Annotated in this window: 9 protein-coding genes; 7 read left to right on the top strand and 2 right to left on the bottom strand. The window is 68.1% G+C overall.

Features of this window, described 5'->3' with window-relative positions:
• The first annotated feature begins 20 nt into the window (after positions 1 to 20).
• From TSH58p_RS05900 to TSH58p_RS05875, 6 genes are all read left to right on the top strand, one after another.
• Positions 21 to 905, top strand: coding sequence for a hypothetical protein (locus TSH58p_RS05900; RefSeq protein ID WP_109071953.1), 885 nt, complete (start codon positions 21 to 23; stop codon positions 903 to 905).
• Positions 906 to 914: 9 nt separating this feature from the next.
• Positions 915 to 1,313, top strand: a complete 399-nt coding sequence (locus tag TSH58p_RS05895; protein ID WP_109071932.1) for a hypothetical protein — start codon at positions 915 to 917, stop codon at positions 1,311 to 1,313.
• 124 nt (positions 1,314 to 1,437) lie between these two features.
• On the top strand, positions 1,438 to 2,751 hold the full coding sequence (gene proS / locus TSH58p_RS05890) for a proline--tRNA ligase (protein ID WP_109071931.1): 1,314 nt from the start codon (positions 1,438 to 1,440) through the stop codon (positions 2,749 to 2,751).
• Positions 2,752 to 3,073: 322 nt separating this feature from the next.
• Positions 3,074 to 4,321: a lipoprotein-releasing ABC transporter permease subunit gene (locus tag TSH58p_RS05885; RefSeq protein ID WP_109071930.1), complete on the top strand. Its 1,248-nt coding sequence runs from the start codon at positions 3,074 to 3,076 to the stop codon at positions 4,319 to 4,321.
• The gene (locus TSH58p_RS05880; protein ID WP_172428642.1) at positions 4,314 to 5,003 is read left to right on the top strand and encodes an ABC transporter ATP-binding protein; all 690 of its coding nucleotides are present in this window, start codon (positions 4,314 to 4,316) and stop codon (positions 5,001 to 5,003) included. The genes TSH58p_RS05885 and TSH58p_RS05880 overlap by 8 nt, the downstream gene beginning before the upstream one ends.
• Positions 5,004 to 5,130: 127 nt before the next feature.
• Positions 5,131 to 5,988, top strand: coding sequence for a dienelactone hydrolase family protein (locus TSH58p_RS05875; protein WP_109071929.1), 858 nt, complete (start codon positions 5,131 to 5,133; stop codon positions 5,986 to 5,988).
• A gap of 15 nt (positions 5,989 to 6,003) precedes the next feature.
• Here TSH58p_RS05875 and TSH58p_RS05870 read toward each other — a convergent pair whose 3' ends face one another.
• Positions 6,004 to 6,891: an EamA family transporter gene (locus TSH58p_RS05870; protein WP_109071928.1), complete on the bottom strand. Its 888-nt coding sequence runs from the start codon at positions 6,889 to 6,891 to the stop codon at positions 6,004 to 6,006.
• 84 nt (positions 6,892 to 6,975) lie between these two features.
• Complete coding sequence (locus TSH58p_RS05865; protein WP_109071927.1) at positions 6,976 to 7,578, bottom strand: hypothetical protein; 603 nt, start codon at positions 7,576 to 7,578, stop codon at positions 6,976 to 6,978.
• 189 nt (positions 7,579 to 7,767) lie between these two features.
• On the opposite strand from TSH58p_RS05865, the gene dnaE reads away from it, so the two are divergent.
• Positions 7,768 to 11,250: a DNA polymerase III subunit alpha gene (gene dnaE, locus TSH58p_RS05860; protein ID WP_109071926.1), complete on the top strand. Its 3,483-nt coding sequence runs from the start codon at positions 7,768 to 7,770 to the stop codon at positions 11,248 to 11,250.
• Positions 11,251 to 11,373: the final 123 nt, after the last annotated feature.

The raw sequence follows: 11,373 nt of genomic DNA, 5'->3' as shown, positions 1-11,373 counted from the left end.
AGAACGATGCCGAGGCGCCGATGACCGCGGGTGATAACGAGAAGTTCGAGCAGTTCGCGGCCATTCTGACCACCGAACTGCTTGACCGCACCCGCAAGAGTCTTGAACTGCTGACCCCCGAAGAGCAGCCGGCGGCCAAGCTCCCCTTTGCCCTGACCCCGTCCTTTCAGGAAATCTACGCCGAACTGGTGCGCGTCGGCATTTTCCCGGTGCTGCTGAGCCGCCGGCCGGTGCGGGCCATCGTCGGCGACGTCGATTGGCCGCGGGACGGGCGCGATTATCTGCTGACCGTTCTCGACGACCGCTCCAACGCCGTCTTCACCGCCTGGGACTATGCCTGGGACGCGCTGTGGGACGAACGCAAGGTGGGGGCGGACAGCGGTGCCTCGGCGCCGGCCAAGAAGAAGGGCTTCTTCGCCTCGCTGTTCGGACGCAAGGCGGACAAGCCGGAACGGAAGACCAGCGAGCAGGGCGCGGAGGGCGACGTCATGGCCGGCCTCTACACCATGCTGAACGAGCAGGCGGAGCGGCGCGGCTACCTGCCGCTGTTCCATGACGACATCAAGGTGCTGAAGGGGCTGGTCCGCGTCAAGCCGGCGCGCATCTTCAAGGCCTGGAAGGAGATCAACCAGTACCATCACCAGGAATTCTACCTGTCGGGCCAGGATCAGGCCAAGCCGGGGGTGACCTCGGACTGTCTGCAGAAATGGCACTACAACCTGCCGGACCGGATCGGTGAGTTCCTGGTGCTGAAGGCGGCCGTCGACATGGAGTTCGTGAACAAGCCCTTCCTCGGCAAGTACATCCGGCAGTCGGCCCGCACCCAGGAGGAGGCCGAGAAGGGCATGCCCTATCTCGCCACCTACTGGAAATCCATGAAGCAATCCGCCGCCGCCCAAGGCTGAAGGTCCGCCATGATCCGCCGTTCCGTCTTGTCCCTCGCCGCTCTGCTGGCGCTGTCCGGTGGGGCGGCGGCGCAGCCGGTCGACCTGTCCGCCTGCCAGTTCCTGACGGCCCACCGACCGGCGCCGGGGGTGGAGTACACGCCGGGCGTGGACGTGAACGGCAAGGCGGTGGCCCCCGCCGACCTGCCGGGCTCCGCCGGCGCCGCGCCGCCGCTGGAGCGGTTCGACATTCCGGTGACCGTCGACTTCGCCCGCCGCATGGGCTTCCCCGTGCCGCAGGGCGCGGCGGCGCCGGGCGTCGAGGTCGGCTACCTGACCTGGTACGCCAACCGGCTCTATTTCAACGGCCAACCCATCGGCGCGCCGAGCGAGGCCGAGGTCTACGCCTATTGCCGCACCGTCCGATAGGCCGATCCGCCCCCGGATGCGCGCCGTGACGATGGACAAGCGCGCGGTGGCTTCCTAAAGTCCCTGTCCCTGTTGCGGCCCGGCGCATTGCCGGACGAATCCCCTCGAAACCGAGAGCAGAGCCATGCGGCTGTCCACCTTCTTCCTGCCGACCCTCAAGGAGACCCCGACCGAGGCGCAGATCGTCTCGCACCGCCTGATGCTGCGGGCCGGGATGATCCGCCAGACCAGCGCCGGCATCTACGCCTGGCTGCCGCTGGGCCATCGGGTCCTGAAGAAGATCGAGCAGATCGTCCGCGAGGAGCAGGACGCCGCCGGCGCCCAGGAACTGCTGATGCCGACCATCCAGTCGGCGGAGCTGTGGAAGGAAAGCGGCCGCTACGACGATTACGGCAAGGAGATGCTGCGCATCACCGACCGTCACGACCGCGAGATGCTGTTCGGCCCGACGAACGAGGAGATGATCACCGACATCTTCCGCGCCTTCGTGAGGAGCTACCGCCAGCTTCCGCTGAACCTCTACCACATCCAGTGGAAGTTCCGGGACGAGATCCGCCCCCGCTTCGGCGTGATGCGCGGGCGCGAGTTCCTGATGAAGGACGCCTACAGCTTCGACATCGACGCGGCCAGCGCCCGCCGCTCCTACCAGAAGATGTTCCTGGCCTATCTGCGCACCTTCGCCCGCATGGGGCTGAAGGCCATCCCGATGCGCGCCGACACCGGCCCCATCGGCGGCGACCTCAGCCACGAGTTCATCATCCTGGCCGAGACCGGCGAGAGCGGCGTCTTCTGCCACAAGGACTGGCTGACCCTGGACGTGCTGCAGAACGCGCCGGGCTTCGACGAGGACCTGCAGCCCTTCTTCGACACCTACACCTCGATCTACGCGGCGACCGACGAGAAGCACGAGCCCGGCAACTGCCCGGTTCCGGAGTCGGATCTGGTCTCGGCCCGCGGCATCGAGGTCGGCCACATCTTCAACTTCGGCACCAAGTACTCCAAGCCGATGAACGCCGTCGTCGCCGGTCCGGGCGGCGAGCCGGTCCCGGTCGAGATGGGCTCCTACGGCATCGGCGTGTCGCGCCTGATGGGCGCGATCATCGAGGCCAGCCACGACGACAACGGCATCATCTGGCCGGACGCCGTGGCGCCCTTCAACGTCGGCCTCGTCAACCTGAAGGTCGGCGACGCCGAGACCGACCGCGTCTGCCAGGAGCTGTACTACAAGCTCCGCGCCAACGGGATGGAGGTCCTGTACGACGACCGCGACGAGCGTCCGGGCGTGAAGTTCGCCGACATGGACCTGATCGGCCTGCCGTGGCAGCTGGTCGTCGGGCCGCGCGGCCTGAAGAACGGCGTGGTCGAGCTGAAGCGCCGCGCCACCGGCGAGAAGCAGGAGCTGTCGGTGGAAAGCGCGCTGGAGAAGCTCTCGGCGTAACACCGTGGGGCGGGGGAGTAGGCGTTGTAATCAAAGTTCGGCGTCTTGCCATTTAGCCCTCTCCCCTCTGGGGAGAGGGTGGCCCGGAGGGCCGGTGAGGGGGTTGCACTTTGGCCGAGCGTACCGACACGCACAACCCCCTCACCCTAACCCTCTCCCCGGAGGGGAGAGGGGATTTAGGAAGGGGAGCGGGCGCCTTGGAAGGTCGCCCTTTTCCTGCCACGGTTAAGCACTTATGTTGCGGGGCGGCGGACTGGTTTCGGTCCGCCGCCTTTGCTTTTGCCGGGCCTCCATCGCCCGCCCTTCGCTCATCGGGAGCCGCATGATCTTCTCCGCCTTCGAACGCATGGTCGCGATGCGCTATCTGCGGGCGCGCCGCCAGGAAGGGTTCATTTCGGTCATCGCGGGCTTCTCGCTGCTGGGCATCGCGCTCGGCGTGGCGACGCTGATCATCGTGATGTCGGTGATGAATGGCTTCCGGGCGGAGCTTCTGGGCCGCGTGCTCGGCCTGAACGGCCATCTCAACGTCTACAGCAGCCGCGGCGGGCCGCTGCCCGACTACGACCCGCTGGTGCAGCGGCTCCAGGGCGTGCCCGGCGTGGTCGGGGTGACGCCGACGGTCGAAGGGCAGGCGCTGGTGTCGGTGCGCGGCGTCGCCTCCGGCGCGGTGGTGCGCGGCGTGCGGCCGGAGGATTTCCGGGTGCGCCCGACGCTGTCGCGCAACATCGTGCGCGGCACCGCGGAGGCCTTCGGCGACGACAACATCGCCATCGGCATCCGCATGGCGCAGCGGCTGGGGCTGGCGGTCGGCGACCAGCTCACCCTGATCGCGCCGCAGGGCAACGTCACCGCCTTCGGCACCGTGCCGCGGATGCGCAGCTTCACCATCGGCGCCGTGTTCGACGTCGGCATGTTCGAATACGACAACAGCTTCATCTTCCTGCCCCTGCCGGAGGCGCAGGCCTTCTTCCGCACCGGCGAGGCGGTGACCTCGCTGGAGGTCTTCGTCAGCGACCCGACGCAGATCCGCGCGGCGCGCGACGCCATCCAGTCGGCGGTGGCCGGGGTGGGGCGCGTGGTCGACTGGCAGCAGTCGAACGCCAGCTTCTTCACGGCGCTCCAAGTCGAGCGCAACGTGATGTTCCTGATCCTGTCGCTGATCATCACGGTGGCGGCCTTCAACATCATCTCCAGCCTGATCATGCTGGTGAAGGACAAGGGGCGGGACATCGCCATCCTGCGCACCATGGGCGCGACCCGCGGCATGATCATGCGCATCTTCTTCCTGTCCGGCGCCTCGGTGGGCGTGGCGGGGACGCTGCTGGGCGTGGCCCTGGGCGTGTCCTTCGCGCTGAACATCGAAACGATCCGGCAGGGCATCCAGGCGCTGACCGGCACCAACCTGTTCAACGCCGAGATTTACTTCCTGTCGCAATTGCCGGCGAAGATCGACTGGTCGGAGGTGGTCCAGGTCACCCTGATGGCGCTGGGCCTGTCCTTCGCCGCCACCGTCTACCCGTCCTGGCGGGCGGCCCGTCTCGATCCGGTGGAGGCCCTGCGCTATGAGTGAGCCGATGCTGGAACTGTCGGGTATCGTCCGCACCTTCGAGCAGGCGGGAACGGAGCTTCAGGTGCTGCGCGGGGCGGAGCTGACCGTCCATGCCGGCGAACTGGTCGCGCTGGTCGGCCCGTCGGGCGCCGGCAAATCGACCCTGCTGCACATCGCCGGCCTGCTGGAACGGCCGACGGCCGGCACCGTGCGGATCGCCGGGACCGACGTGTCCGCCCTGGACGACGGCAAGCGGACCGAGGTGCGCCGCCGCTCGGTCGGCTTCGTGTACCAGTTCCATCACCTGCTGCCGGAATTCTCCGCCCTGGAGAACATCGTGCTGCCGCAGATGATCAACGGCGTGCCGAAGCGCACCGCCCGCGAGCGCGCCCTGGAACTGCTGCGCATGGTCGGGCTGGAGCCGCGCGCCGGGCACCGTCCGGCCCGCCTCTCGGGCGGCGAGCAGCAGCGGGTCGCCATCGCCCGCGCGCTGGCCAACGGGCCGGGCCTGCTGATCGCCGACGAGCCGACGGGCAACCTCGACCCGCACACGGCGGAGGGGGTCTTCGCCATGCTGACCTCGATCGTCCGGCAGGCGCGTGTCGGCGCGCTGATCGCCACCCACAACCTGGAGCTTGCCAACCGCATGGACCGGGTGCTGGAAATGAGCGACGGTGTCCTCGTGGAACACGCGAGGGTTTGATCGGATTTCCCGGCGCGGCCGCGTGCTCGGCCAAACCGCGTAAGAGTGGCATCGCCGTTCGGCGGATTGGTGATCGGTGCGTCCTGGGGCAGACTTCGCGCAACTCAACAAGGAGGGACCGGAGTCCATGGATCAGAAGATCATCGACCTGTACGACGAGTACACCCACCGGCCGCTGCCGCGCCGCGTCTTCCTGGAGCGGCTGGCGGTGCTGGCGGGCAGCGCGGCGGCCATTCCGGCGATCCTCTCCCAGATCGAGCCGAACTACGCCCTGGCCGCCGAGGTCCCGGAGGACGACAGCCGAATCGCCACGGACCGCGTCACCTTCCAGGGCGCGACCGGCGACGTTCAGGCTTACCGGGCCCGCCCGAAGCTGGCCGAGCAGGCGCCGTCGGTGGTGGTGGTCCATGAGAACCGTGGGCTGAACCCTTACATTGAGGACGTGACGCGGCGGCTGGCGGTGGCCGGCTTCGTCGCCATGGCTCCGGACCTGCTGTCCCCGCTCGGCGGCACCCCCCAGGACCCCGACCGTGCCCGCGAGATGATCGGCCAGCTCGACCCCGACAAGACGGTGAACAACCTGATCGCGTCGATGAGCGACCTCATGGCCTACCGCTACTCCAACGCCAAGGTGGGAGCCATCGGCTTCTGCTGGGGCGGCGGCATGATCAACCGGCTGGCCATCAAGGCGCCGGATCTCAAGGCGGGCGTCGTCTTCTACGGTCCGTCGCCCGACCCGGCGCTGGTCACCACGATCAAGGCGCCGCTCCAGCTCCATTACGCCGGGCTGGACAACAACGTGAACGCCAAGGTCCCGGCCTATGAGGAGGCCCTGAAGAAGGGCGGCAAGTCCTACGAACTCTTCATGTATGAGAACGTGAACCACGCCTTCCACAACGACACGTCGGCGGAGCGCTACAACAAGGAAGCGGCGGACCTCGCCTGGGGGCGGTCCGTGGAGTTCCTGAAGAAGAACCTGACCTGACCCCTCAGGCCCAACTCAGAGCCGGCGGGTGGCGGGCCGTGCGGAGGGCAGCTTCAGCACGGCCACCGCCAGCCCGGCGAGGACGAGAAGCGCGCCGGCCATCTTCAGCGGCGTGAAGCTCTCGCCCAGGAACAGCGCGCTGGAACTTATGCCGAAGATCGGCACCAGCAGCGAGAAGGGCGCCACCAGGCTCGCCGGATAATGCCGCAGCAGGAAGCCCCAGGCGGCGAAGCCGAACAGCGTCGCCCCGAAGGCGATGTAGGCCACCGCCCCGACGCCCAGCGGAGTCAGATGGGTCAGGGCCTGCCACGCCCGGTCCGGCCCCTCCATCCCCAGAGACAGCAGCAGCAGCGGGATCGGCGGCACCACGCTGACCCACAGCATCATGCGGAACAGGTCCGGCGCCTTGGCCTGCTTCATCAGCAGGTTCGACACGCCCCAGGCCGCGGCGGCGGCCATGACCAGTGCAAGCCCGAGCAGCGAGGCGCCCGCCGGCATCTCCGTCGCGATCAGGCCGATCCCGGCGAAGGCCACGGCCATGCCCAGCACCTGCTTCGGCCCGGGCCGCTCCCCCAGCACCAGCGCGGCGAACAGGGCGGTGAAGAAGGCCTGCGACTGCAACACCAGAGACGACAGCCCGGCCGGCATACCGATGTCCATCCCGACGAACAGCAGCGAGAACTTCACCACCCCCAGCACCATCCCGATGCCCAGGATGAAGCGCCAGGGCACCGGCGGACCGCCGCGAACCCCCAGCACCACAAGCGGCAGCGCCGCCAGCGCGAAACGCAGGGCGCAGAACAGGATCGGCGGAAAATCCGCGAGTCCGACCTTGATGGCGACGAAGTTGAAGCCCCAGATCGCCGCGACGGCGACGGCAAGGCCAATGTGAGCGGTGCGCATGGAAAGGGAGGCTAGAGGCGCACGCCCCGTCGGTCAACGCGGTGCCCGATGCGCCCATCGCGGGTCAGACCCCCACGGATCCGCTTACTTGTCCGTGTGCAGGATGCGGCACTCGTCCAGGGCGGCCAGAGCCCAGGAGGAGCCGCCCAGATTGACGTCGCCGATGTCCGTCCCGCCGCCGTCCCGTTGCAGGGTCACCGCGCGCGACCGCATGAAGGGTTCGAACAGATCCTCGTATTTCGGCAGCTCGACCGGCACCACCACGCCGCCGTCGGGAAGGGGGCTGGCCTCCAGCGCCATGGTCTCGCCGTCGGGGAAGATGGCGGTCAGGCGGCTTTCCGCGCCCTTGGCCTGGGCGTGCTGGTCGGCGTTGACCAGCATGGCCGCCCCCTTCGCCGTCGCCCGGAAGGAGAGGGGTGAGGAATCGTCGGTCCGCGTGGCGTAGCAATAGGCCGAGCCGGTCTTGGTCGCCGGATGGGCCCGCACGACCCAGCCCTTGTTCTGCGCGACGACGCGCCCCGGCGCGTCGGACAGGGGAGAGGAGGGCGTCGTTTCGGGCGGCGGCGGCCGGTGGGTCTGCTCCGCGGACGGTGCGGGGGCGCCGGTGGTCTGGCAAGCCGTGAGGAGCGTGGCCGCCAGCACCGCCAGGACGGCGCTGGAGCGGATTCGGCGCATGGAACGGGTCATTCTCGGATCGTGGCTCTGCCTCTTTCGATAGCACGAACACCCACGATCGGGGAATCTTCCCTTACCCTTGGTCGGGCCGGCGCATCGCCGCATGGCCGGGCCCGCGCTTGGTCCCTTGCAGTGCGGGACGGGATGCGCGACGACTAGGGGTAACGTCCCCCTCCGCTGGAACCGGTGCCCGTCTCCGCCATGCCTCACGCCGACTTCATCCATCTGCGCGTCCACTCCGCCTATTCCCTGTCCGAGGGCGCCATCAAGGTGAAGGAGCTGGTCAAGCTCTGCCAGAAGAAGGACATGCCGGCGGTCGCCGTGACCGACACCGGCAACCTGTTCGGCGCGCTGGAGTTCGCGCTGGCCGCCGCGGATTCGGGCGTGCAGCCGATCATCGGCACGGTTCTGGGCATCACCCGAGTCGGTCCGGCCAACGGCAAGCCGGGCCTGCCGGGCAAGGCGGCGTCGGTCCCCGACCAGCTCGTGCTGCTCTGCCAGACCGACGAGGGTTACCGGAACCTGATGAAGCTGGTCTCCAGGGCCTTCCTGGAATCGGACCCGATGGCCGGGCCGCAGATCCCGCTGGACGCGCTGGAGGGCCATTCCGCCGGGCTGATCGCGCTGACCGGCGGTCCCGCCGGCTCGGTCGGGCGGCTGTTGGGCGAGGGGCAGAAGGATCTGGCGCTCGACGTGCTGGAGCGGCTGAAGCGGCTGTTCCCCGGGCGGCTCTACGTCGAGCTTCAGCGCCACCGCGACCATTTCGCGGTGATCGAGGACGCCATCGAGCCGGCGTTGATCGACCTCGCCTACGCTCACGACCTGCCGCTGGTCGCCACCAACGACTGCTATTTCGCGACCGAGGACATGTACGAGGCGCACGACGCGCTGCTCTGCATCGCCGAGGGCGCCTACATCAGCCAGACCGAGCGCCGCCGCCTCACCCCCGACCACCGCTTCAAGTCGGCCGAGGAGATGCGGGAGCTGTTCAAGGACCTGCCGGAGGCGGTGGACAACACGGTCGCCATCGCCCGGCGCTGCTCCTTCCTGCTGAAGCCGATCAAGCCCATCCTGCCGCCCTTCCCCTGCGAGGGCGGCCGCGACGAGGGGGAGGAACTGCGCGCCCAGTCCCGCGAGGGGCTGGAGATGCGGCTGAACAGCGTCGTCTACACCCCGGACATGACGCCGGAGCAGCGCGAAGAGACCCGCAAGACCTATTTCGAGCGGCTGGAGTTCGAGCTGGACGTCATCGTGTCGATGAAGTTCCCCGGCTACTTCCTGATTGTGTCGGACTTCATCAAGTGGGCCAAGTCGCACGACATCCCGGTGGGGCCAGGCCGCGGGTCGGGCGCCGGCTCGGTCGTCGCCTGGGCGCTGACCATCACCGATCTGGACCCGCTGCGCTTCGGCCTGCTGTTCGAGCGCTTCCTGAATCCCGAACGCGTGTCGATGCCCGACTTCGACGTGGACTTCTGCCAGGACCGCCGCGAAGAGGTGATCCGCTACGTCCAGGACAAGTACGGCTACGACCGCGTCGCCCAGATCATCACCTTCGGTAAGCTGCAGGCCCGCGCCGTGCTGCGCGACGTCGGGCGCGTGCTCCAGATGCCCTACGGGCAGGTGGACAAGATCTGCAAGCTGGTGCCGAACAACCCGGCCAACCCGGTGACGCTCCAGCAGGCGCTGGACAGCGAGGAGATGCTGCGCCAGGCCCGCGACGGCGACGAGACGGTGGCGCGCCTCGTCAACATCGCGCTGAAGCTGGAGGGGCTGTACCGCCACGCCTCGACCCACGCGGCGGGCGTGGTGATCGGCGACCGGCCGCTGCACGATCTGGTGCCGCTGTACCGCGATCCGCGGTCGGACATGCCGGTCACCCAGTTCAACATGAAGTTCGTCGAGCAGGCCGGGCTGGTGAAGTTTGACTTCCTCGGCCTGAAGACGCTGACCGTGCTGAAGACGGCGGTGGACCTGATCCCGGAAAAGCCGGACCTGACCACCGTCACGCTGGACGATCCCCGAAGCTATGAGATTCTGGGGCGCGCCGAATCGACCGGCGTGTTCCAGCTGGAAAGCTCGGGCATGCGCGACGTGCTGCGCCGGCTGAAGCCGAACCGGCTGGAGGACATCATCGCGCTGGTGTCGCTCTACCGTCCGGGCCCGATGGACAACATCCCCAAATACATCAAGGTGAAGAACGGGGAGGAACTGCCCGACTACATGAATCCGGCCCTGGAGCCGATCCTGAAGGAGACCTTCGGGATCATGATCTACCAGGAGCAGGTCATGCAGATCGCCCAGGTGCTGTCCGGCTATTCGCTGGGCGGCGCCGATCTTCTGCGCCGCGCCATGGGCAAGAAGATCAAGGAGGAGATGGACAAGGAGCGCGACAAGTTCGTCGTCGGCGCCAAGGACAAGGGCGTGGACCCCGATCAGGCCAGCATGATCTTCGATCAGGTGGCCAAGTTCGCCGGCTACGGCTTCAACAAGAGCCACGCCGCCGCCTACGCCCTGGTCGCCTACCACACCGCCTATCTGAAGGCGAACCACCCGGTGGAGTTCATGGCGGCGTCGATGACGCTCGACCTCGGCAACACCGACAAGCTGAACGTCTTCCGGCAGGAGCTGGTGCGGCTGAAGATCAAGCTGCTGACTCCGGACATCAACAGGTCCGACAGCATCTTCGGGGTGGAGGCGCTGCCCGACGGCGGCAAGGCGGTGCGCTACGCGCTGGCCGCGGTGAAGGGCGTCGGCCTGCCCGCCATGAAGGCGGTGGTGGAGGAGCGGCGCAAGAACGGCCCTTACAAGAGCCTGTTCGACTTCGCCCGCCGCCTCGACCTGAAGACCATCAACAAGCGCCAGCTCGAAAACCTGACCTGCGCCGGCGCCTTCGACGGCATCAACCCGAACCGCGCTCAGGTGCACGCGGCGCTGGAGACGCTGATCCGCTACGCCCAGGCCGAGGCGGCGGAGCGCGACAGCGGCATCGGCAACCTGTTCGGCGGCGCGGGCGGCGGGCTGAAGGAGCCGGACCTGCCCAAGGTGAAGGAGTGGGAGCCGCTGGAGAAGCTGAAGCACGAGTTCGGCGCCATCGGCTTCTACCTGTCGGCCCACCCGCTGGACGCCTTCGCCGGGCCGCTGGCCCGCATGAGGGTGGTGCGGTCGGCGGACCTCGCCGCGGCGGTGACCGGCGGCGGCTCGACCCGGCGCAGCGTCGCCGGCATCGTGGTCAGCCGCAAGGAGAAGACCGCGAAGTCGGGCAACCGCTTCGCCTTCGTGGAACTGTCCGACTCCAGCGGCGGCTATGAGGTGACGGTCTTCTCCGAGGTGCTGGCGACCAACCGCGACCTGCTGGAGGCCGGGCGCCCGGTGCTGATGACCGTGGACGTCCAGATGAACGGCGAGGACATCCGCCTGACCTGCCAGGAGGTGAAGCCGCTGGAGGACGCCGTCGCCCAGGTCTCGGACGGGCTGAAGGTGGTGGTGCGCGACAACGCGCCGGTGGAGAGCATCCGCGGCATGCTGGAGCGGCTGGCCCGCGGCAAGGGCAAGATCCACCTGCTGGTCGAGATCGACCCGCTGAAGGAAGTGGAGATCCAGCTCCCCGGCTCCTTCAACATCACCAACCAGAGCCGCGCCGCCCTGAAGGCGGTGCCGGGGGTGGTCGAGGTGGTGGAACTGTAGAGACCGCGCTTGCCATGACGAAGCGGGGCGCGCAGCTCCGCAATTGGCCCCAACCAATTGGCAAACCGGTGTTGCCAAAGCGGTTGCGGCGGGCTATGTAAGCGCCGTCGTCAAAACCTCACG

It is taken from the genome of Azospirillum sp. TSH58 (assembly GCF_003119115.1).
In the GTDB taxonomy this organism is placed as follows: Bacteria; Pseudomonadota; Alphaproteobacteria; order Azospirillales; family Azospirillaceae; genus Azospirillum.
Note: the sequence above shows the minus strand (reverse complement) of the source record. Positions and strands in the feature narration are given on the sequence as shown.

What these genes read in the sequence shown, in the direction of transcription:
- TSH58p_RS05900 (WP_109071953.1), top strand. Translation starts at nt 21, where the DNA reads ATGACCGCGGGTGATAACGAGAAGTTCGAGCAGTTCGCGGCCATTCTG.
- TSH58p_RS05895 (WP_109071932.1), top strand. Translation starts at nt 915, where the DNA reads ATGATCCGCCGTTCCGTCTTGTCCCTCGCCGCTCTGCTGGCGCTGTCC.
- proS (WP_109071931.1), top strand. Translation starts at nt 1,438, where the DNA reads ATGCGGCTGTCCACCTTCTTCCTGCCGACCCTCAAGGAGACCCCGACC.
- TSH58p_RS05885 (WP_109071930.1), top strand. Translation starts at nt 3,074, where the DNA reads ATGATCTTCTCCGCCTTCGAACGCATGGTCGCGATGCGCTATCTGCGG.
- TSH58p_RS05880 (WP_172428642.1), top strand. Translation starts at nt 4,314, where the DNA reads ATGAGTGAGCCGATGCTGGAACTGTCGGGTATCGTCCGCACCTTCGAG.
- TSH58p_RS05875 (WP_109071929.1), top strand. Translation starts at nt 5,131, where the DNA reads ATGGATCAGAAGATCATCGACCTGTACGACGAGTACACCCACCGGCCG.
- TSH58p_RS05870 (WP_109071928.1), bottom strand. Translation starts at nt 6,891, where the DNA reads ATGCGCACCGCTCACATTGGCCTTGCCGTCGCCGTCGCGGCGATCTGG.
- TSH58p_RS05865 (WP_109071927.1), bottom strand. Translation starts at nt 7,578, where the DNA reads ATGACCCGTTCCATGCGCCGAATCCGCTCCAGCGCCGTCCTGGCGGTG.
- dnaE (WP_109071926.1), top strand. Translation starts at nt 7,768, where the DNA reads ATGCCTCACGCCGACTTCATCCATCTGCGCGTCCACTCCGCCTATTCC.